The organism is Agromyces salentinus (genome assembly GCF_009749395.1).
Classification (GTDB): domain Bacteria; phylum Actinomycetota; class Actinomycetes; order Actinomycetales; family Microbacteriaceae; genus Agromyces; species Agromyces salentinus.
In genome coordinates this window covers 171,624-193,275 of the sequence record NZ_WBIR01000001.1, presented here as the reverse complement: position 1 = coordinate 193,275, position 21,652 = coordinate 171,624, and the positions used below count along the sequence as shown (strand labels likewise).

General features: G+C 72.2%; 17 protein-coding genes. 9 read left to right on the top strand and 8 right to left on the bottom strand.

Features of this window, described 5'->3' with window-relative positions:
- Nucleotides 1-23: 23 nt before the first annotated feature.
- Nucleotides 24-407: a DUF2834 domain-containing protein gene (locus GQQ95_RS00875; protein WP_157425744.1), complete on the top strand. Its 384-nt coding sequence runs from the start codon at nt 24-26 to the stop codon at nt 405-407.
- Here the strand turns inward: GQQ95_RS00875 and GQQ95_RS00870 are convergent.
- Nucleotides 404-1,489: a trans-sulfuration enzyme family protein gene (locus tag GQQ95_RS00870; protein ID WP_157425743.1), complete on the bottom strand. Its 1,086-nt coding sequence runs from the start codon at nt 1,487-1,489 to the stop codon at nt 404-406. The genes GQQ95_RS00875 and GQQ95_RS00870 overlap by 4 nt on opposite strands.
- 187 nt (nt 1,490-1,676) lie before the next feature.
- Between GQQ95_RS00870 and GQQ95_RS00865 the strand changes: the two genes are divergently transcribed.
- Nucleotides 1,677-2,084 (top strand): DoxX family protein, encoded by a 408-nt coding sequence (locus GQQ95_RS00865; RefSeq protein WP_157425742.1) that lies wholly within the window; start codon nt 1,677-1,679, stop codon nt 2,082-2,084.
- 386 nt (nt 2,085-2,470) lie between these two features.
- A complete protein-coding gene (locus tag GQQ95_RS00860; RefSeq protein ID WP_157425741.1) occupies nt 2,471-2,773 on the top strand; it encodes a DUF1540 domain-containing protein in 303 nt (100 codons plus the stop codon).
- Between the two features lie 153 nt (nt 2,774-2,926).
- On the opposite strand, the gene GQQ95_RS00855 is transcribed toward GQQ95_RS00860, so the two are convergent.
- The gene (locus GQQ95_RS00855) at nt 2,927-3,760 is read right to left on the bottom strand and encodes an MBL fold metallo-hydrolase (protein ID WP_157425740.1); all 834 of its coding nucleotides are present in this window, start codon (nt 3,758-3,760) and stop codon (nt 2,927-2,929) included.
- A 77-nt stretch (nt 3,761-3,837) separates the two neighbouring features.
- On the opposite strand from GQQ95_RS00855, the gene GQQ95_RS00850 reads away from it, so the two are divergent.
- The 3 genes from GQQ95_RS00850 (at nt 3,838) to GQQ95_RS00840 (ending at nt 7,797) form a co-directional block, all read left to right on the top strand.
- Nucleotides 3,838-4,560 (top strand): NUDIX hydrolase, encoded by a 723-nt coding sequence (locus GQQ95_RS00850; protein ID WP_170296919.1) that lies wholly within the window; start codon nt 3,838-3,840, stop codon nt 4,558-4,560.
- 66 nt (nt 4,561-4,626) lie between these two features.
- Nucleotides 4,627-6,063, top strand: coding sequence for a phytoene desaturase family protein (locus GQQ95_RS00845; RefSeq protein ID WP_157425738.1), 1,437 nt, complete (start codon nt 4,627-4,629; stop codon nt 6,061-6,063).
- A 252-nt stretch (nt 6,064-6,315) separates the two neighbouring features.
- Entirely contained in the window at nt 6,316-7,797 is a 1,482-nt protein-coding gene (locus GQQ95_RS00840; protein ID WP_157425737.1) for a lipase maturation factor family protein, read from the top strand.
- A gap of 181 nt (nt 7,798-7,978) precedes the next feature.
- Here the strand turns inward: GQQ95_RS00840 and GQQ95_RS00835 are convergent, their stop codons facing one another.
- Nucleotides 7,979-9,421 (bottom strand): MDR family MFS transporter, encoded by a 1,443-nt coding sequence (locus tag GQQ95_RS00835; protein WP_425482536.1) that lies wholly within the window; start codon nt 9,419-9,421, stop codon nt 7,979-7,981.
- 174 nt (nt 9,422-9,595) lie between these two features.
- Here GQQ95_RS00835 and GQQ95_RS00830 point away from each other — a divergent pair, with 174 nt between their 5' ends.
- A complete protein-coding gene (locus GQQ95_RS00830) occupies nt 9,596-10,723 on the top strand; it encodes an AI-2E family transporter (RefSeq protein ID WP_157425736.1) in 1,128 nt (375 codons plus the stop codon).
- Complete coding sequence (locus GQQ95_RS00825) at nt 10,713-12,476, top strand: SulP family inorganic anion transporter (RefSeq protein WP_157425735.1); 1,764 nt, start codon at nt 10,713-10,715, stop codon at nt 12,474-12,476. Before GQQ95_RS00830 ends, GQQ95_RS00825 begins: the two co-directional genes overlap by 11 nt.
- Before the next feature lie 102 nt (nt 12,477-12,578).
- Here the strand turns inward: GQQ95_RS00825 and GQQ95_RS00820 are convergent, their stop codons facing one another.
- Entirely contained in the window at nt 12,579-14,171 is a 1,593-nt protein-coding gene (locus GQQ95_RS00820; protein ID WP_157425734.1) for a peroxidase family protein, read from the bottom strand.
- A 189-nt stretch (nt 14,172-14,360) separates the two neighbouring features.
- On the bottom strand, nt 14,361-15,719 hold the full coding sequence (locus tag GQQ95_RS00815) for a GNAT family N-acetyltransferase (protein WP_170296918.1): 1,359 nt from the start codon (nt 15,717-15,719) through the stop codon (nt 14,361-14,363).
- Between the two features lie 45 nt (nt 15,720-15,764).
- Here GQQ95_RS00815 and GQQ95_RS00810 point away from each other — a divergent pair, with 45 nt between their 5' ends.
- Nucleotides 15,765-17,531, top strand: coding sequence for an ABC transporter ATP-binding protein (locus GQQ95_RS00810; protein WP_157425732.1), 1,767 nt, complete (start codon nt 15,765-15,767; stop codon nt 17,529-17,531).
- A gap of 457 nt (nt 17,532-17,988) precedes the next feature.
- On the opposite strand, the gene GQQ95_RS00805 is transcribed toward GQQ95_RS00810, so the two are convergent.
- Genes GQQ95_RS00805 through GQQ95_RS00795 form a run of 3 tightly spaced genes read right to left on the bottom strand, consistent with a single transcriptional unit; the run spans nt 17,989 to nt 21,475 of the window.
- Entirely contained in the window at nt 17,989-18,867 is an 879-nt protein-coding gene (locus tag GQQ95_RS00805) for a sugar phosphate isomerase/epimerase family protein (protein WP_246205121.1), read from the bottom strand.
- The gene (locus GQQ95_RS00800) at nt 18,864-20,210 is read right to left on the bottom strand and encodes a dihydrodipicolinate synthase family protein (protein ID WP_157425731.1); all 1,347 of its coding nucleotides are present in this window, start codon (nt 20,208-20,210) and stop codon (nt 18,864-18,866) included. The genes GQQ95_RS00805 and GQQ95_RS00800 overlap by 4 nt, the downstream gene beginning before the upstream one ends.
- 2 nt (nt 20,211-20,212) lie before the next feature.
- Nucleotides 20,213-21,475, bottom strand: coding sequence for a Gfo/Idh/MocA family protein (locus tag GQQ95_RS00795; protein ID WP_157426114.1), 1,263 nt, complete (start codon nt 21,473-21,475; stop codon nt 20,213-20,215).
- Between the last annotated feature and the right edge of the window lie 177 nt (nt 21,476-21,652).

Sequence of the window (21,652 nt, the reverse complement as noted above, 5' to 3'; positions counted from 1 at the left end):
GGGCGTTCGACCAGACTGGGCCCATGAGACCCCGATGGACGCCGCTCGCGATCACCTACCTCGTCATCAGCATCGCCGGGCTCGTCGGCGCGATGGCCTTCAACGTCCTCGCCGTCGTGCAGATGCAGGACTACCTCGCGGCGTGGTTCGGCGGCGGCCCCGCGGTCTCCTCGCTCACCGTCGACTTGCTCGGCGTCGCGGTGGCCGGCAGCATCCTGATCATCGTGGAGGCCAGGCGCCTCGGCATGCGCTTCGGCTGGCTCTACGTGGTCGCCTCCGTGGTCACGGCGTTCACGTTCACGTTCCCGCTGTTCCTCGCGATGCGCGAACGCCACCTCGCGGGCCGGGCGACGGATGCCGCGACGGTCGTCGCGCCCGACTCCGCCCGTGGGAGCGAGGGAGCCTAGGCGCCCAGCGAGTCCAGCGCCGACACGAGGTCGCGGTGCAGGTCGTCGACGTGCTCGAGGCCGACCGAGAGCCGCACGAGCCCGTCGGGGATGGTGGGCTGCTCGAGCTGCCACCGGCGTCGGCGCTCGAACGTCGACTCGACGCCGCCGAGGCTCGTCGCGTGCACCCACAGGGTCGTGCGCTGCACGAGCAGGTCGGCGGGCTCCTTGCCGCCGGCCACCACGATCGAGATGATGCCGCCGAAGCCCGGGTAGCGCACCTCCTCGAGGGCGGGGTGGCCGGCGAGTCGCGCGGCCAGCTCCTTCGCCGAGGCCTGTGCGCGCTCGAGGCGCACGGGCAGGGTACGCAGTCCGCGCAGGGCGAGGTAGGTCTCGAACGGGCCGGGGATCGCGCCGAACAGCGAGCGGTGCGCGACGACCTTCGCGGAGAGCTCGTCGGTGGCCGCGACCACGGCGCCCATGAGCACGTCGCTGTGGCCCGAGATGTACTTCGTGGCCGAGTGCACGACGAGGTCGGCGCCCGACTCGAGCGGGCGCTGCAGGAGCGGGGTCGCGAACGTGTTGTCGACCGCCACGAGGGCGCCGTGCTCGTGCGCCGCCGCCACGAGGGCCGGGATCTCGGCGAGTTCGAGCGCCGGGTTCGTGGGCGACTCGATCCAGACGAGCGAGGCTCCCGCCATGGCGGCGGCGACGGCCGCGGTGTCGCTGATGTCGACGTAGTCGACCCGCAGCCGGCCCTTCGCCGCCAGCTGGTCGAGCTGCGCGACGGTGCCGGTGTAGGAATGCCGGGGCGCGACGACGGTGCCGCCCTCCGGGACGAGGTCGAGCACCGCGGTGATCGCGGCCATGCCCGACGCGAAGGCGGTGCAGCGACCGCCTTCCAGCCCGCCGAGGGCGTCTTCGAAGGCCGTCCACGACGGGTTGCCGTAGCGGGCGTACTCGAGGTCGCCGCCCGCGACGTACGTCGAGGTCAGGTGCACGGGCACGTTCATGGGCTGGTCGGGCACGTGCGGCGGGCGACCGGCGATGATGAGGCGCGTCTCGGGGTGGAGCTCCGACGCAGCCGTGGTCGAATCGGGCACGGGGGAACCTCCAGGGGGCGAGCGGATGCCACGTGCCGCACGCACGGGCCCAGCCAGCGTAACCCGCAGTTCGAGGCGCACCCGACTCGGTGACCGGGCATGACGGCGCAGCCCTGGCGGGCCTAGGGCACGGGACCCCGGGGGTCAAGGTCGTGACAGTTCGGTCGCGCTCGCCTAGCGTCGGAGCATGACCGACGACGCGCGCACCTCCACCGTTCCCCGCACGATCGGACGCTGGTTCCTCGCCTCGGCGCTGGTGTTCGCCGGCGTCAGCCACCTCACGTTCGCGCGCAAGGAGTTCCGGGCACAGGTCCCGACCTGGGCGCCGATGGACCCCGACGGCGTCGTCGTCGCCTCGGGCGTCGTCGAGGTCGGCCTCGGCGCCGCGCTCGTCGTGCTGCCGAAGGAGCGGCGGCGCATCGGCTGGATCGTGGCGGCGTTCTTCGCGGCCGTCTTCCCGGGCAACATCGCGCAGTGGCGCGAACGCCGTGACGCCTTCGGGCTCAGCACCGACCGGGCGCGCTTCGTGCGGCTGTTCTTCCAGCCGCTGCTCATCGCGCTCGCGCTCTGGGCGACCTCGCCGAAGCGCCGCTGAGCGGCATCCGCTCGCTCGACGTCCTCGACGGCGCCTGCGTGGCTGGGCCTACTTGGGTGCCTTCACCAACGACCAGAGCGCGGCGAGCAGGCCGACGCCGCCGACGGTGGCGATGACGGCGAAGACCGTCCAGATGGTGGCCTCGATCGACATGGTGCGCCCTTTCGTCGGTGGTCTCCTCATTCTGCCGGGTTCGCCGTCCGGGCTCCAGTTCCGGGCCGGATCGGCGCGGACAGCGCGCCTCCGGGCGCCGACGACGAGCCTGAAGGTGAGCCTCACCTAAGAAGAAAATGCCGATTGATCTGGGCAAATCCGGCTAGAACGCATGGCGGATGCCGCGGGGCCGGGCGTACCATCGCGATACGCAACCGACGTGGAGGTTCCCCATGAGCATGACCCTCGATGAACTGCCCGCCGTGTCCGAGTGCTCGGTGAGCGGCTGTTCGTACAACGACCACTCCCACTGCCATGCCGCCGCGGTCACGATCGCGGGCGTCGTCGGCGACGCCGAGTGCGCGACGTTCATCCCGCTCGGCACCCGCGGAGGCCTCGACAAGGTCGTCTCGCACGTCGGCGCCTGCCAGCGCTCAGAGTGCGTGCACAACGAGTCGCTCGAGTGCACCGCGGCATCCGTGCGCGTGGGCCCGGGCGCCGAGAGCGCCGACTGCCTCACGTACGAGACCGCGTGACCGCGTGACCGCGTGACGGCGTGACCGCGTGACGGCGTGACCGCGTGACGGCCTGACCGCTGATCGCCGCTGTCGGCCGCCAGAGCGGCCGCACGGACTCCCGGAGCCCGGTGCTGCACGCACCGGGCTTCGTGCGTCCGCCGTCGCGTCCAGTCAGCCGCGCTCGAGCAGGTACGCCAGCTGCGCCCGCACGGAGGCCTCGGCCGCCGGCCGCACCGCGGCATCCGTGCCGGCGTACACCGTGTCGACGACGCGGCCGACCGTCGCCGGGTCGGCCGGATCCGTTCCGAGCTCGGCGAGCACCGCACGCACCTGGTCGAGGCGCTCGGCGCGATGGGCGAGGTACTCGTCGCAGATGTCGCCGAGGTCCCGCAGCACGGGGCCGTGTCCGGGCAGTGCCGCGACGTGCCCACCGGTCGACCGGCCGAGGGTGCGGAGTCGTTCGAGGGAGTCGAGGTAGGGACCGAGCGCACCGTCGGGATCGGCGATGATCGTCGTGCCCCGGCCGAGGATCGTGTCACCCGTGAGCACCGAGCCACCTGGCTCGTCCTCGGGCAGCGAGAAGCAGGCGGAGTCGGCGGTGTGGCCGGGGGTGCGCAGCACGTCGATCGAGACGCCCGCGGCCTGGATGCGCTCGCCGTCGCGGAGGGGCTCGCCGCCGATGCAGTAGCTCGGATCGACGGCGCGCACCGGCGCCGACGCCAGCTCGGCGAAGCGCACGAGCCCGTCGCGGTGGTCGCCGTGGTGGTGGGTGAGCAGGACGAGCTCGACGGGACCGAAGCCCGCCAGGCGGGCGAGGTGCTCCTCATCGGCCGGGCCGGGATCGACGACGACGACGCCCGCGGCATCCGGCGCCCTGAGGACGTAGGAGTTCGTGCCGTCGAGGGTCATCGGCCCCGGGTTCGGCGCGAGCACGCACGTGGCGAGCTGCGAGACGATTGCCGGGGGAGTCGGAACGCGCAGGTGACGCCGAAGCCGATCGCTCATGCTCCGAAGCATACGGCGCGCCCGCCCGGGCGACCATGCGGGTGCGCATCCGCGGTGACCGTTCTACTGTGGAGGACATGCCCGGCGAGCTGGATGCCCTCGAAGCCGACCCGGTCGACGGATACGCCGCCACCGTGGTCCTCCTCCGCGACGGCGAACTCGGGGTCGAGGTGCTGCTCGCCCGGCGCCCCCAGCGCGGGTCCTTCGCGGACGCCTGGGTGTTCCCCGGCGGGGCGGTCGATGCGGCGGATGTCGCGGGCGACGCCCTCGACGGTGAGGAGACCGCGCGACGTGCGGCCGTGCGCGAGACCCGCGAGGAGGTCGGCCTCGACGTCGACGCCGACGAACTCGTGCCCTTCTCGCACTGGACCCCGCCGCCCGGTTCGCCGAAGCGCCTGCGCACGTGGTTCTTCGCGGCTCGGGTGCCCGAGGGTGACCTGACGCTCGCGCCCGACGAGGTGGTCGCGGTGCAGTGGATCCGCCCGGGCGAGGTGCTCGAGCGCCATGCGGCCGGCGACCTCACGCTCTGGCCGCCGACCTGGGTCACGCTGCACGGACTCGCGCACGCGGCATCCGTCGACGAGGCGCTCGACGAGTTGCGCTCCGGGGAGATCCGCCCGTTCGTCTCGAGGTACACCGACGACCGCACGGCGGTGCTCTGGCAGGAGGACGAGGCGTTCGCGCCCGTCGTCGAGGCCGACGGCGCACCCGCCGTGTCGAGCGAGGCATCCGAGGTGCAGGGCGTGCGCCATCGGCTCACGGTCGACCGGCTGCCGTGGGTCTACGTGAAGACGTTCTGAGGTGACGACGAGATGCGGCTCGGGCAGGTCTCCTGCCGCGCGGGGCGATGAACGGGCGGTGAGCGCATGACCGATGTCACGGTGGTGGGCAGCGGACCCAACGGGCTCGTCGCGGCGGTCGTCGCGGCGCGGGCCGGACTCTCGGTGCGGGTGTTCGAGGCCGCCTCGACGCTCGGCGGCGGCGTGCGCACGGCCGAGCTCACGCTCCCCGGATTCCGGCACGACGTCGGGTCGGCGGTGCATCCGGCTGGCCTCGCCTCACCCGTGTTCCGGCGCCTCGGCCTGCTCGACCGCGTCGACTGGATCGTGCCGGAGGCCTCGTACGCGCATCCGCTCGACGGCGGGCGCGCGGCCATCGCGTGGCGCGACCTCGATCCCACCGTCGAGGGGCTCGGCGCCGACGGCCCCGCCTGGCGCCGGCTCATCGAGCCCCTCCTCGACCGGAAGCGGGGCGTCGTCGCGTTCACCGGCTCGCAGCTGCTGCGCGTGCCGCGCGACCCCGTCGCCGCGATGCGGTTCGGCCTGCGGTCGCTCGAGCAGGGCGTCCCGCTGCTCTGGGACCGGCGCTTCGAGACCGAGGGCGCCGCGGCGCTCCTGACGGGCGTCATCGCGCACCTGGCCGGGCCGATGCCCTCGCTCGCGTCGGCGGGTGCCGGCCTGCTGCTCGCCATGCACGCGCACGGCGCCGGCTGGGGGTTCCCGCGCGGCGGGTCGCAGGCCATCGCCGACGCCCTGCTCGACGAACTCCGCGAACGGGGCGCCGAGATCGTGACGGATGCCCCGGTCGAGCGACTCGCCGAGGTGCGCGACGCGCGCGTGGTGCTGCTCGACACGACGCCGCAGCTGCTGCTCGGCGAGGCCGACCTCCCGCCCGGCTACCGGCGGGCGCTCGAACGCTACCGGTACGGGTCGGGCGTCGCCAAGGTCGACTTCGCGCTCGACGGGCCGGTGCCATGGACGAACCCGCTGGTCGGCGAGGCGCCGACCGTGCACCTCGGCGGCACCCGGGCCGAGATCGCGGCCGCCGAGAACGCCGTGCACCGCGGCGTCCAGCCCGGGGTCGGCGACGGGCCGCGGCATCCGTACGTGCTCGTGACGCAGCCGAGCGTGCTCGATCCGACCCGCGCGCCCGCGGGCAAGCACGTGCTCTGGGCCTACACGCACGTGCCCGCCGGATCGACGTTCGACGCGACCGAGCTCATCACCGCCGAGGTCGAGCGGTTCGCCCCCGGATTCCGCGACCTCGTGCTCGCGTCGGCGTCCGTGTCGGCGTCCGAGATGGCGGTGCGCAACGCGAACCACGTCGGCGGCGACATCTCCGCCGGGGCGCTCACGCTGACGCAGCTCGTCAAGCGGCCCGTGGTCTCGCCCGCGCCCTGGCGCACGCCGCTGCCAGGGGTCTACCTCTGCTCGAGCGCGACGCCGCCCGGGCCGGCCGTGCACGGCATGAACGGCTGGTGGGCGGCGAGGCTCGCGCTGCGCGAACGGTTCGGGATCCGCTGAGCGGTCGGCCGGTGGGTCGGCCGCCCGGTCGGTCGGCCGGTCGGGCGGTCGGTCACGGCGGCGCCGGGTACGTGCGGCGCCGTGCCGGTGCGCGCACCGTTGCCCGAGAACAGGCAGCCCGGGCTGTGGCCCCGTGCCGGTGCGCCCAAATTGCGCGAGAACAGGCACCGCCGCACGCCGCGCCGCGCCGCTGCCTGTCCTGGCGACGCGCGCGGCATGTCTTCCTGTTCCCGGGCGGCGTAGCCTGAACGGGTGGACTGGTTCGGCTGGTTCGATGCTCGCGACTACGAGGTCGCCCGCGAGGTGCTCCAGCGCGGGGTGGCCGCGCTCGCGCTCGTGGCCTTCATCTCGACGCTGAACCAGTTCCGGCCGCTGCTCGGCGAGCACGGGCTGCTCCCCGTGCCCGACCTGCTCCGTCGTGCGTCGCGCCTGCGCGGCCCGAGCGTGTTCCGCTGGGGCTACACGGATCGCCGTCTCATCGTCGTCGCCGCGACCGGCGCCGTGCTCGCGGCATCCGTCGTGCTCGGCCTGCCGCAACTCGGACCGCCGTGGGTTCCGCTCGTCGTGCTGCTCGCGACCTGGCTCCTGTACCTCTCGATCGTGAACGTCGGCCAGACCTTCTACGGCTTCGGCTGGGAGATGCTGCTCTGCGAGGCGCTCTTCACCGTCGCGCTGCTCGGCTCGCAGCAGGTGCCGCCGCCGCTCACGATCATCGTCGCCGTGTGGTGGCTCGTGTTCCGCCTCGAGTTCGGCGCGGGCATGATCAAGATCCGCGGCGGGCGCGAGTGGCGGGACCTCACCGCGCTCATGTACCACCACGAGACCCAGCCGATGCCCGGGCCGCTCAGCCGGCAGGCGCACCTCTTGCCGCCCTGGTTCCACCGCGCCGAGGTGCTCGGCAACCACGTGGCGCAGCTCGTCGTGCCGTTCCTCCAGTTCGTGCCGTGGATCGGGCCGGTCCCCGTCGGCGCGATCGCCTCGGCCGTCGTGATCCTCACGCAGCTGTGGCTCATCGTCACGGGCAACTTCGCGTGGCTCAACTGGATCACGGTGGTGCTGGCCGCCGCGGCGATCCCCGACTCGGTCTGGCACGCGATGCTCCCCGTCATCCCGACCGAGATCGCCGCCGGCGGGGGCGCGGATGCCGCGAGCAGCCCCCTGTGGTGGGTCGTCGTCGTGCTCGGGGCATCCGCCCTGCTCCTCGTGCTCAGCTGGCGCCCGCTCGTGAACCTCGTCTCGCGGCAGCAGCTCATGAACGCGAGCTTCAACCGGTGGATGCTCGTGAACGCCTACGGCGCGTTCGGCACGGTGACCAAGCGCCGCATCGAGATCGTCGTCGAGGGCACGGCGACCGAGGTGCCGGGCGGCGAGGGCGGCGTCGAGCTCGACGAGGACTGGCACGAGTACGGGTTCAAGGGGAAGCCGGGCGACGTGCGGGCGATTCCGCGGCAGTGGGCGCCGTACCACCTGCGCCTCGACTGGCTCATGTGGTTCCTGCCGCTCGGTCGCCTGTGGGAACCGTGGTTCGAGATGTTCCTGCTGCGGCTGCTGCAGGCGGATGCCGCGACGCTGCGCCTGCTCGCCCATGATCCGTTCGACGGGCGGGCGCCGGCCAGGGTGCGCGTGCGCGCGTACCACTACCGGTTCGCGACGCGGTCGGAGTATCGCGAGCACCGGGTGCGATGGATGCGCACCCTCGAGGGCGAGGTCATGCCGCCCGCGGCCCTGCGCTGACGGTGGTCGAGGAGCGAGCGCAGCGAGCGTATCGAGACCTCCTGCGCAGCCGGTCTCGATACGCGGCCTCCTCCGTCGGGCGCTCCTCGACCGCTGGGGTCCGTCGCGCGCTGCGCTCAGGCCTGCGCGGCCTCCTCCGTCCGGGGGTTTCTCGACCGCTGGGGTCCGTCGCGCGCTGCGCTCAGGCCTGCGCGGCCTGGTCGACCGGGCGGTGCTCGATGTCGTCCACGTTCGCCTGCGGCATGGCGATGCCGCCCGCGATCGTGGCCACGGCGGCGACGAGGACGGCGACGAACACAGCGGTCGACGCGCCGTGGATCGCGACCGGGGACTGCTCGCCGAGCCCCGAGCGCGCGATGACGCCGTTCGCGACGGCGCCGAAGATGGCGACGCCGATGGCGCTGCCCATGGAGCGGAGGAACATGTTCGCGCCCGTCACCACGCCGCGCTCGGTCCACGGCACCGACGACTGGGCGGCGATGAGGGTGGGGGAGGCCACGAGGCCCAGCCCGAGCCCGACGATGAAGCACGCGATCGCCGTGGTCCAGACGTTCGGCGTCAGGGAGGCCGCGACGAGCGCCGCCGACCCGAGGACGGACACGGCGAGGCCGATGAGCGCGGTGCGCCGGAAGCCGATGCGCAGGAACAGCCGGCCCGACTGGCTCGCGGCGATCGGCCACCCGAGCGTCAGCGCGGCGACCGCGAGGCCCGACACGAGCGGGCTCGCTCCGGCGGTCGCCTCGAGGAACGTGGGCACGTAGGAGGTCAGCCCGATGAGCACGGCGCCGACGCCGAGCGAGATGAGCGAGGTCGTGACGATCAGCCGTCGGGAGAACACCCACAGCGGCAGCACCGGCTCGGCGGCCCGTCGTTCGATGAACACGAACGCCACGAGGAGCAGCGCGCCGACCGCGAAGGCGCCGATCGACTGCCACGACAGCCATGCCCACGCCTGGCCGCCCTCGAGCACCGCCAGGATCAGCAGGGTCGAGGCGACCGTCAGCACGCTCGCGCCCGCGAAGTCGATGCGGTGCCGCTCGCGCGTGACCGACTCGTGGTAGGCGCGCAGGAGCATCCACGCGGCCAGGAGGCAGAGTGGGATGTTGACGAAGAAGATCCAGCGCCACGAGGCGAACTCGGCGAACAGGCCGCCGAGGGTCGGGCCCACGACCGAGGAGACGGCCCAGACGCTCGCGACGTAGCCCTGCACCCTCGCGCGTTCGCGCACGGTGTAGATGTCGCCCGTGATGGTGATCGACACGGGGAGCACGGCACCGGCGCCGAGCCCCTGCACCGCGCGGAAGACGATGAGGGAGGTCATGTCCCAGGCGAAGCCGCAGAGCACCGAGCCGACGAGGAACAGGCCGATGCCGATGAGCATGATCGGCTTTCGCCCGACGGTGTCGGCGAGCTTGGAGTAGATGGGCACGGACACGGCCTGCGCCAGCAGGTAGATCGAGAACAGCCAGGGGAACTGGGTGAACCCGCCGAGGTCGGCGACGATCGACGGCACCGCGGTGGCGAGGATCGTCGAGTCGATCGCGATGAGGCCCGTCGCGAGCATCACCGCGATGAGCACGGGCCCGCGCTCCGACCGGAATCCAACGGCAGCCGTCTCGGTCACGTTCCCCCTCTCGTGCGGGCGCGTTCGACCGCCACACCAGAGGCCAACGCGACCCGGCGGGATTCATTCCATCGGCGTGTCGGGGCGCGGCCCCGAGATCGCTAACCAGGTGAGGAACCAGTCGACGGCGCGGCATCCTTCCGCCCGGGCGCGCCACCGCGTAGCGTCGCATCCATGTGGAGACGACCGCGCCCCCGCCCGCGCCAGGTGGCGCCGGCTGCCGAGATCACGACCGACAGCACCGTGCAGGCGCCAGAGGTGAAGATCCGCTCCTTCCGCATCGGGTTCGTCGGCGCGCTCGGGGTGCTGCTCGCCCTGCTGCTCGGCGGCATCGTCGCAGAACTCGGCACGGTCATCCTCTACGTCGCCCTCGCGCTCTTCCTCGCCCTCGGCCTCGACCCGGTGGTCAGCTGGCTGCAGCGGCGGAGCCTCCCGAGGTGGGCGGCGATCCTGATCGTGATCGCTGTCGTCATCGGAATCTTCGTCGGGCTCATCGCGACGATCGTGCCGATCGTGGTCTCGCAGACGAAGATCATCGTCGACAACTGGGACGACATCGTCGCGAACGTGCTCAACAGCGACTTCGTCGCCTGGCTGAACCAGCTCGGCGGCGGCGACCACGCCATCGACGACGCGATCGCGTCGGCCGGCGACTGGCTCGCCGACCCTGCGAACCTCGGCACCCTCGGCGGTGGCATCCTCGCGGTCGGGGCGGGCATCGCGGGCGGGTTCACCGGCGCGACCATCGTGCTGATCCTGACGCTGTACTTCCTCGCCTCGCTCGACTCGATGAAGCGCTACTCGGTGCGGTTCGTCCCGGCGAGCTCGCGCGGCAGCTACCGCGAGGTCACCGAGGAGATCACCGGCTCGGTCGGGCGCTACGTGATCGGCCAGTTCTCGCTCGGGGCGGTGAACGGCGTGCTGAGCCTCATCTTCCTGACGATCATCGGGGCCCCCGCGCCCATCCTGCTCGCCTTCATCGCCTTCCTCTTCTCGCTGGTGCCGCTCGTCGGAACGCTCACCGGCGCGGTGATCATCTCGCTCGTCTGCCTCGCCGCGTCGCCCCTCACGGCCCTCGTCGCCGCGATCTACTACCTCGTCTACATGCAGGTCGAGGCGTACGTGCTGAGCCCGCGCATCATGAACCGCGCGGTCGCGGTGCCGGGCGCGCTCGTCGTCATCGCCGCCGTCGCGGGCGGCACGCTCGGCGGCGTGCTCGGCGCGCTCGTCGCGATCCCCGTGGCCGCCTCGCTCATCATCATCGTCGAGAAGGTCATCTTCCCCAGGCAGGATGGCCACTGACGGCGACGGCTCGCCCGAGTCATCCGGGTCGGGCCGAACGCCCTGGTCCGGCATCCGGGACTCGCTCACCGGCGGCATCCGTCGTGCTCGATGGCTGTTCGACCGGCGCACGCTGAAGTCGGATGTCTCGTCGGGCCTCGTGCTCGGACTCGAGAGCGTGCCCGACGGGCTGGCCTCCGGGCTGCTCGCGGGGGTCAACCCGCTCGCCGGCCTCTACGGCTACATGTTCGGCATGGTGGGCGCCGCGTTCGCCACCGGCAGTGCGTTCATGGCGGTCCAGGCGACCGGAGCGATGTCCCTCGTGGTCGCGGACAGCGGCCTCGACACCCGGCCCGACCCCGATCGCGCGCTCTACACGCTCGCGATCCTGACGGGCGTCATCATGGTGGCCGCCGGGGTGCTGCGCCTCGGCCGCCTGCTGAGGTTCGTGCCGACGGCGGTCATGACCGGCTTCATCACCGCCGTGGGCGTGAACATCATCCTCGGGCAGTTGTCGAACTTCACGGGGTACGACGCCCAGGGCGCCAACCGCGTCGTGCGAACGCTCGACCTCGTCACCCACATCTGGCGCGTCGACGTGCCGACCACGCTCGTCGGCCTCGTGACGGTTGGGCTCATCCTGTGGCTCCAGCGCACGAGGCTCAAGTCGCTCGGGCTCGTGGCGGCGATCATCATCGGGTCGGCGCTCGCCGCGGCGTTCGACGCCTGGTTCGATGCACCGGTCATGACGATCCAGCAGATGGTCGACGTGCCCCGCGGGCTGCCCGGACCGGTGCTGCCGGTGCTCGACGACGTGCTGTTCCTGCTCGTGCCGGCGCTCTCGCTCGCCTTCGTCGGGCTCGTGCAGGGTGCGGCGGTCTCGGCCGCGTTCCCGAACCCCGACGGCCGGCCCGTGCCCGCCTCGCGCGACTTCATCGGGCAGGGCGCCGGCAACCTCGTGGCCGGGCTGTTCCAGGGCATGCCCGTCGGCGGGTCGATGTCTGCCTCCGCGCTCGCCGTCGCGGGTGGCGCGAGGACCCGGCTGTCGCTCTTCATCGCGGGCGCCGTGATGGCGATCACCCTGCTGCTCTTCTCCGGCATCGTCGGGTACGTCGCGATGCCCGCGCTCGCGGCGCTGCTGATCGTGGTCGGCTTCGGCACCATCAAGCCGGCGCAGGTGTACTCGGTGGCCCGGTCCGGGGCCTTCCCGCTGACGATCATGGCGGTCACCTTCGTGCTCACCCTGATCATCCCGCTCCAGTTCGCGGTGCTCGTGGGCGTGGCGCTCGGCATCGTGCTCTTCGTCGCCGACCAGTCGAACTCGGTGCGGCTGCGCCAGCTCGAACTCGTCGAGGACGGGCGCATGCGCGAGCTCCCGCCCGTCGATCACGTCGGAGCGAACCGGGTGCTCGTGCTCCAGCCCTACGGCAGCCTGTTCTTCGCGAGCGCGCCGCACTTCGAGGCGCAGTTGCCGACCGTCGACGAGCGCACCCGGCGCGCCGTGGTCGTGATGCGCCTGCGCGGCATCGACCAGCTCGGGTTCGCCGCGATCGAGGTGCTGAAGCGCTACGCACGCGACCTCGACGAGCGTCGGTCGCGGCTCGTGCTGGTGGTCTCCAGCGAGCGCGTCATGCGGCAGCTCGAGCTCGCCGGCCTCGCGGAGGAGTTGGGCGAGGACGGCATCGTTCGCGGGACCGAGTGGGTCGGCGCCGGGGTGCGCGACGCCGTGCGGGACGCGCGCAAGTGGGTGCGGGCCGAGCCCGACCGCGGCTGAGCACCCCATCTCGGGGCGCTCAGCCGATTTCGATTCGGGCAGGCAGGGGGGCCGCTCGGGCAGGCGCAGGCCCGCGCGGGCGGGCGGGCCGCTCGGGCCCGCTCAGGCCGGCACGGGTTCGGGTTCGGGTTCGGGCTCCGGCTCGGCGTCCGCCAGCATCGCCTGGATCTGGTCGAGGTCGATCGGCACGCCCGAGTGCGTCAGCAGGTCGATGATCTCCCAGTGGTCGGCGTCGCCGCCCGAGACCTTCTCGAACAGGGGCTGACCGTCGACGAGCTCGTGCGCCGGGGTCCAGTGCGGGCGCCGGTTCAGGTACGAGAACGGGTCGCCGCGCAGCAGCCCGGAGAACACCGCCGCGACGATCGTCGAGCCGACGGCACCGAGGTGCTCGCCGTCGGCCTGCTCGCCCGCCTCCTTGAGGATGTAGACCCAGAGCGACTCCTCCATGGGGGAGAGGCCCTCGAGCGGTCGGATGTGCAGGGCGTGCGCCACCTCGGTGGCGGGCGGCAGCTCCATCTTCCAGCCGCGACGGATGTTGAGCTCCGCGAGCGGATTCGACGAGTTCGGGCCGGCCGGGATGTGGAACACCGACCGGCTGAGGTGCGTGTCGATCTTGTGCGCCATCTGCGGGAAGATCGGCTTGATCGAGGACGGGAAGTCGAAGAACCAGTCCCACTGCAGCGAGTGCTTCGCCGCGAGTCGCGACCCGCCGCGAAGGTCGGGCGGACCGCCCGGCCCGGGCACCGCGTCAGGGGCCGCGAAGATCGGCTTGCCGAACTGGATGCCGACACCACCCTGGAGTGGGAAGTTCAACTGGTACTCCGCGCGGATCATCGAGTGGCCGAAGCGGTAGGCGGCGGTCGAGAACTCGACCGGCATGAACGGATTCTCGCTCCAGTCGTAGACGTCCTCGAGCCCGTACTTCACGTCGTAGATCGGACCGCCCTCGTCACCGCCGTCCTCGTCGAACGCGATCGCCTTCGCGAACACCTTCGGGTCGACGATGCGCGAGACGAAGTCGTTCCAGACCAGGTACTGGTAGAACCAGACGGTGATGCGCTGCGCGTCCTCGAAGAGCTCGCGACCGCTGCGCTCGGACGCGGTCGGGGCATCCGCCAGCTTCTGCAGCGTCGCATTGTGTGCGAGGGCGACCGCGAGCTGCAGTTGGGAGACGATGATGTTCTCGTCGTTGCGCGGATCCCCAATGATGGCGACGCCGTCGTCGTTGCGCTGCAGGTCGGGCTCGAGCCCCGTCGGGTTCTCGCCGGTGCCGATCCTGAGGAAGCCCGCGAAGCCGTCGTGCAGCCGGCGTGCGTTGTCGTAGAGGTACGGCTGGTCGTCGGGCCCGCGACCGTACAGGCTGTCGAGGTCGAGGCGCGGCGAGCGGAAGTTCTGCAGCCCGTCGGGATCGTTGTGCTTCGTCAGGCTCGATTGGGGGTCGAACGTGATGTCGTGGTCGATGAACTGCCCGAAGTACGTGTAGCCGACGGGCGTCGCGCTGTCGGGCGGGGTGTCGTCTGAGAACATCTCGTTGACGGCGAAGTCGTGGATCGCCAGCGACTTCTCGGCGTCGCCCGCACCGGGCGGCGACCAGGTGGAGAATCCGCGCCCGAAGAGGCGGCCGAAGCGCCCCTCGTGACTGCGGGAATGCGGGACGTTGAGTGGCACGATCGAGTGCTTGGTCGCGTGTTGCATGGCTTTCGCCTCCAGCTGTGGGGCCCGCGCGCCGTGACGGCTCGGCGTCGTCGTCGCGGCGGTGACGGGGTGGACACCGCGAGCGTACGATCCGACTGAGGAATGCTCATCAGGGCTGTCACTGACGTGGGTCGAGCGGATGCCACGCACCGGCGTCGCCCGGTTGCGGATGTTCCGGCGTCGGTGCGATCAGAACCAGATGCTGAGGTGCGGAGTGCGCGGCGCGTGGAAGAGCCGGTCGGCCAGGGCGAGCGACCCGGGCGCCAGCTCGGTGATGCGCCCGGCGCGGGCGAGTACCGATGCGCGGGTGCCGCCGAGGTAGATCGAGGCGAGCTCGCGCGCGTCGAGCCGCAGGCCGTGGGCGGCCTGGGGGCGAGAGCGCCGACCGCTGCGGAACTGGCCGGCCGCGGCATCCGTCGTCTCCTCGGCCGGGCGCACCTCGGCGCGCCCGTCGCCCGCGACATCGAGCACGAACGTCCCCGCCGCGTGCCGGAGCGGGTCGCCCACCTCGAGGGTCAGGGTGCCGCTCGCACCGTACTCGCGCGCCGAGAGGGCCGCGACCGGGTCGATGATGCGCAGCCAGAGGTGGTCGCCGACCTCGTGCAGGCTCACCGCGCGCGGGTCCTCGAGGAGCCAGGGCAGCGGCTCGTCGACGCTGCGGAGCCGCACGCGGATCTCGGTGACAAAGTCCTGCTCGACGAGGAAGCGCCAGAGTGCGCGCTCCGCGTCATCGCTGGCGGCGACGAACAGGTCGCACTCGACGGCGCCCGGCTCGTCGGGCTGGCGGACCACGCGGAAGGCGACGAAGCCCTGCGTCTGCCCGGCGACGTCGTCGTACCTCGCCACGCGAACGGCCCGGGACTCGCGGGTGCTCGGATCGACGAGCCCGAGGTGGCGCTCGAGCATGCCGGGCCAGCGATCGATCTCGCCGGGCGTGCGCGCGACGGCGCGGCGGGCGATGGCCGGCGCCTTGCCGATGAGGTCTGCCGGCTCGACGAACTGCACGCGGCCGGGCGACTCGGGCCCGATCCAGTGCGCGCGGCGCCGGTCGACGTGCACGGTCGCAGCGGATGCCGCGGGGCTGAACCCGAACCGGCCGTAGATCGTCGCCTCGGTGGCGGTGAGCATGGCGAGCGCCGCGCCGGCCTCCTTCGCGTAGCGGAGCTGGGCCTCGAGCAGGGCGCGGGCGATGCCGCGGCGCCGGTGCGTCGGCGAGACGGTGACGCCACTCACCGCCCACGCATCGACGCTGCGTCCGCCGGGCACGCTGAGGCCCGAGGGCCAGCCGTCGATCGTCGCGACCGGGAGGTGCGCGTCATGCGCGGAGAGGTCGTAGACGCCGCGCACGTTCCGCTGGCGCGCGACCTGGAGCGCCCGCCGCATCTCGGGGGCCTCGGGCCGCGCGTGGTGGAAGCCGCGCGTCTCGGCCTGGACCCACGCCTGCAGGCCGGCTTCGTCGGCGGGGTCGATCTGACGGTACTCGAATCCGCGTCCGGCGAGGACGTTCACCGCGGTGGGGTCTGCCGGGATGCTGTGCGGATCGAACATCATCCCAGCGTACCCATCGGCGCGGATCCCGGGCAGAATGGAACCATGAGTGGGCAAGCGCTTTCCCGAATCGAGCAGGCGATCGACGGGCGGCATCCGGTTCGATCCGTGTTCCGGCTGCTCGACCTGCATCGCGGCCGGGTGGTCGGTGCCGTGGCGTTCTTCACGCTGAAGGACACCCCGCTCTGGCTGCTGCCCGTCATCACGGCCGCCATCATCGACGTCGTGGTCGCGGGCGGGCCGCTCTCGACCCTCGCCATCTGGGCGGGCGTCGCGGTCGTCGCCCTCGCGCAGAACTATCCCAACCACGTGCAGTACACGCGCCTCTACATGGGCGCGGTGCGCTCGATCGGCGCCGACCTCCGCAACGCGCTCGCCGCTCGCCTGCAGTCGCTCTCGATCGGATTCCACTCCCGGGCGAACTCGGCCGTGGTGCAGACGAAGGTCGTGCGCGACGTCGAGAACGTCGAGGTCATGCTCCAGCAGACGGCGCATCCGCTGCTCTCGGCGACCATGGTGCTCCTCGGCGCGGTGGTGATGACGGCGATCAACGTGCCCGCCTTCCTGCCCGTCTACGCGCTCGCGATCCCGCTCGCCGTGCTGCTCCGTGCCATCCTGAACCGCCGGAGCGCCATGCGCAACGCGAGCTTCCGACGCGAGGTCGAGCAGTTCTCCGCCCGCGTCGGCGAGATGGCCACGCTCCTGCCGATCACGCGGGCTCACGGCCTCGAGCAGACGGCGGTCAACCGCGTCGCGCGCGGAGCGGAGGGCGTGCGCGAGGCCGGGTACCAGCTCGACCTGCTGAACGGCCGCTTCGCGTCGCTCTCGTGGGTGAGCCTGCAGCTGCTGGGCGTCGGATGCCTCGTGCTCGCCGCCTGGGTCTCGATCACCGGGCTCATCCCGATCACGCCCGGGCAGGTCGTGCTCCTGAGCTCCTACTTCGCGCTGCTCACGGGCGCCGCCACGAACCTGCTGATGCTGCTGCCGATCATCGCGCGCGGCACCGAGTCGATCCGCTCGATCGGCGAGGTCATGCAGGAGCCCGACCTCGAGCGCAACGAGGGCAAGCGCCGTGTGACCGAGGTGCGCGGGGAGATCGCGCTCGACCGGGTCGGCTACCGGTACGACGAGGGCCGGCCGGCGCTCTCGGACATCACCCTCGACATCCGTGCAGGGGAGACGGTCGCCTTCGTAGGCTCGTCGGGGTCGGGCAAGTCGACCCTCCTGAACCTCGTGCTCGGGTTCCTCCGTCCGACGAGCGGCCGCGTGCTGCTCGACGGCGCCGACATGGAGCAGCTCGACCTGCGCACCTTCCGCAGCTTCGTCTCCGTCGTGCCGCAGGAGTCGGTCCTCTTCGAGGGCAGCATCCGAGAGAACATCGTCTACGGCCTCGGCGAGGTCGACGACGACCGCGTGCTCGCCGCGCTGCGCGACGCCAACGCCCTCGAGATCGTCGAGGCGCAGCCCGACGGATGGGACACCGTCGTCGGAGAACGCGGCGCCCGGCTCTCGGGCGGCCAGCGGCAGCGCCTCTCGATCGCGCGGGCACTCGTGCGCGACCCGCGCGTGCTGCTCCTCGACGAGGCGACGAGCGCCCTCGACCCCGAGTCCGAGGCGAAGATCAAGGTCGCCCTCGAGCACCTCATGCGCGGGCGCACGACCCTCGTGGTCGCGCACCGGCTCTCGACGATCCGCTCCGCCGACCGCATCGTCGTGCTCGAGCAGGGGCGCGTCGTCGAGATCGGATCGCATGCTGAGCTGCTCGCCGCGAACGGGCGCTACGCGGAGCTCGACCGGGTGCAGTCGGCGTAGGGTTGCCCGGCCCTGAGGCCTGCGGCGCCGCGGCCTGCGGCCTGCGGCCCGCGGGCAAGGTGCGCCCGTGTCTCGAATCAGCGTCAGGCATTCGCAGGCTGCTCAGGCTGACATGCCCGTGATCGGCCTGACCCGCGTCCGTTCGCCTGAGCAGCGTGCGTGGTGGTGCGCGGCGGCGCCCGCGCGGCGTGCGCCGTACCCGAGCCGCGCGCGTGCCGACCGTTCCGGCGGCTCGACCGCCTCCTGCCGGGAGGAGTTCGCGCGATCGGGAGGATGGTCGGCGCGAGAACGTCCTCCCGATGCGACGATCCCCTCCCGCCGAGCTGGCGGAAGGGGATCGGCGTCCGGCATTCGGAGGCTGCTCAGGCCGAAACATCCGGAATCCGCCTGAGCAGCTTCCGGTTGCCTGAGCGCGTGCGTGGTGGTAGCGACCGCCGACCGACGGCCGGCGGCGCGGCTAGACCGACACCGAGGCGCGCAGGTGCGGCGCCACGGCGGACTCGAACGCGCGCGCGGTCCGCTCGACGACGTCGGGCCACGCGGCATCCCAGATCTCCTGGTTGAAGATCTCGACCTCGATGTCGCGGTCATAGCCGGTCGCCTCGACGGCCGCCGTCAGGCTCGCGAAGTCGATGACGCCGTCACCGGGCTCGTGCCGCGAGAGCAGCACGTCGGCCGCGAGCGGCGTGCTCCAGTCGCACACCTGGTACGTCGCGATGCGGCCGGATGCCCCGGCGCGCGCGATCTGCGCGAGGACGTCGGGGTCCCACCAGACGTGGAACGTGTCGACCGTGACGCCGACGACCGACGGCTCGAAGGGCTCCGCGAGGTCGAGCGCCTGGCCGAGGGTCGAGACCACCGCGCGGTCGGACGCGTACATCGGATGCAGCGGCTCGATCGCGAGCGTGACCCCGGCGGATGCCGCGTGCGGGGCGAGCTCGGCGAGGGCGTCGGCCACGCGCGAGCGCGCGCCCACGAGGTCGGTCGACCCGGCCGGCAGCCCGCCCGCGACGAGCACGAACACGGGCGTGCTGCCCGGTGCGCCGGCTGCCGCGAGCGTGGCCGTCTCGTCGATGCCGCGACGGTTGTCGTCGATCGACGCCCGCCGCTCGGCGCCCTCGGGCATCGTGAAGAAGCCGCCGCGGCAGTACGTCGACAGGCGCAGTCCGGAGTCCGCGAGGCGGCGGGCGGCCTCGTCGAGGCCGACCTCCAGCACGGGCTCGCGCCACAGTCCGATCGACTCGTACCCGCCCTCGGCGGTGACCCGCAGGGCGTCGTCGAGGTTCGCGTACTTGATGGTCGCCTGGTTCATCGACAGGCGGGCGTGGGCGCTCACGCGAGCACCTCCTCGTCGGCGGATGCCGCGTCGGCGGCGTCCGTCGACGCGGAGTCCCCTGCGGCGGGGGCCGCGGGGGCGGCATGGGCGGCATGACCGGCCGGAGCCGCGGGCGCGGCCGTGGCGGCATCCGCTCCCGCTGCGGCATCCGCCTCGGTCGCGGCATCCGTCGTCGCCGCTGCCGTGACGTCGACGCCGTTCAGCGTGAGCAGCGAGTGCCAGCGAGCCGCCGCGAGCTCGGGGCGTTCGAGGGCGCCCGACGCGTTCGCGAGCTCGACGATGCGCGACAGGTGCGGCAGGCTGCGGGCCGCGTGCAGGCCGCCCACCATCTGGAACGCGGCCTGGTGCCCGTTCAGCCACGCGAGGAACGCGACGCCGGTCTTGTAGTAGTACGTGGGCGCGGCGAAGACCTGCTGCGAGAGCGGCTCGGTCGGCGCGAGGATCTCGCGGTACGCGGCGGCATCCCCTCGATCGAGCGCCTGGATCGCGGCCGACGCGTTCGGTGCGAGGCACGAGAACGCGCCGAGCAGCGCGTCGGAGTGCCCCTGCTCGTCGCCCTCGATGAGCCCGACGTAGTGGAAGTCGTCGCCCGTGAACATGCGCGCCGACTCTGGCAGGCGGCGGCGCACGGCGATCTCGGCGTCGGCGTCGAGCAGGCTCATCTTCACGCCCTGCACCTTGTCGGCGTTGTAGCCGATGATCTGCAGGAGCGTCTCGGCGGCGGCATCCGTGTCGTCGGAGCCGAAGTAGCCGGCGAGCGCCGGGTCGAACGCCGTACCGAGCCAGTGCAGCACGACCGGCGTGCCGGCCGCGGCGAGCACCTCGCGGTACACGCGCCGGTAGTCGTCGGCGGTCTTCGCGGCCCGCGCGAGGTGGCGGCTCGCCATGAGCACGACGCCCGCGCCGGCATCCTCGGTGTGGTGCAGCTGTTCCTTGTACGCGTCGATGACCTGCTCGAGCGAGATGAGCTCCTCGTCGACGTGGTCGGTGTTCACGCCCACGACCAGCTTGCCCCCGACGGATGCCGCCTCCGCGGCGCTTCGCGTGATGAGCTCCCGTGTCGCGACGGCGTCGAGGCCCATGTTGCGCTGGGCGGTGTCCATGGCGTCGGCGACGCCGAGACCCCACGACCACACGTGGTGCCGGAACGCGAGCGTCGCGTCCCAGTCGATCTCGGCCGGCCGGCCCGGCGTGTTGTCGGCGTGCGACTTCGGCACGACGTGCGCGGCCGCGTACGCGACGCGACTGGCGAGCGGATGCCGCGGCTTCGCGAACGTCGGCGCCTCGGCGAGGCCCGTGGAGCGCAGGGCCCCGTCGGCGTCGAGGAGGGTGAGCGTGGTCATGGTCAGCGGACTCCCGCGAACTCGGCGGCGTCGGCCTGGGCACCGTCGGCACTGGCGTCGGATGCCGCGGCGTCGACGGTCGCGGAGCCGGCTGCTGCGGCATCCGCGGGGCTCGTGCCCTGGCCCTGCGCGCCGGAGGCCAGCGTCACGACGGGGAGCTCGATGCGACGTCCCTCGCGGCTCGAGGCGAGGCCCCGCTCGGCGAGGAGCACGCCGCGCGCGCCGGCGAGGAAGTCGAACTCGTTCGGGGCGTCCTCGACGACGTGGCGGATGAACTCCTCCCACTGCGTCTTGAAGCCGTTCTCGAACTCGCGGTTGCCGGGGCTCTCGATCCAGTCGCCGGCGTAGTCGTGCGCGTCGGCGAGGTCGGGGTTCCAGACGGGCTTCGGAGTCGCGTTGCGCGGCTGGATCTTGCAGCCGAAGAGGCCCACCACGGCCGAGCCGTGCGTTCCGTCGACCTGGAATTCGACGAGCTCGTCGCGGTTGACGCGCGTGGTCCAGCTGGAGTTGAGCTGTGCGACGACGCCGCCCTCGAGCTCGAAGATCGCGTATGCGGCGTCGTCGGCGGTGGCGGGGTAGCGGTCGCCCTTCTCGTCGACGCGCTCGGGGATCTCGGTGACCGCCTTGGCGTAGACCGACTCGACGCGACCGAAGAGGTTCTCGAGCACGTAGTTCCAGTGGGGGAACATGTCGACGATGATGCCGCCGCCGTCCTCGGAACGGTAGTTCCAGCTCGGGCGCTGCGCGGGCTGCCAGTCGCCCTCGAAGACCCAGTAGCCGAACTCGCCGCGCACGCTCAGGATGCGGCCGAAGAAGCCCGAGTCGATGAGGCGCTTGAGCTTCTGCAGGCCCGGGAGGTAGAGCTTGTCGTGGACGACGCCGTTCTTGATGCCGGCCTCGTCGGCGAGGCGGGCGAGCTCGAGGGCCTCCTCGAAGCTCTCGGCCGTGGGCTTCTCGGTGTAGATCGCCTTGCCGGCCGCGATGGCCTTCTTGATCGCGACCGCGCGAGCCTTGGTGACGAGGAAGTCGGCGTAGATCTGCCAGCGGTCGTCGGCGAGCGCCTCGTCGAGGTTCGTCGTGTAGTGCTCGATGCCGTGCTTGGCGGCCAGGTCGGCGAGCTTCTTCTCGCTGCGACCGACGAGGATCGGCTCGACCTGTACGCGGGTCTCGCCGTCGGCGAGGAGCACGCCGCCCTGCTCGCGGATCGCGAGGATGGAGCGCACGAGGTGCTGGCGGTAGCCCATGCGGCCCGAGACGCCGTTCATGATGATGCCGATGGTCTGCGGGGCCTGGGCGGTCTGCGGGGCGGAGGCGGCGATGCCTGCCGAAGTGGTGTCTACGGTGTCTGCCACGGTGGTTCCTGTTCGGACGGGGCAGGAGGCGACCGGTGCCGCGCCCTGCGCTGGGAAAGCGTTTACCCGAGTGTGCCACACGGTGTGGGC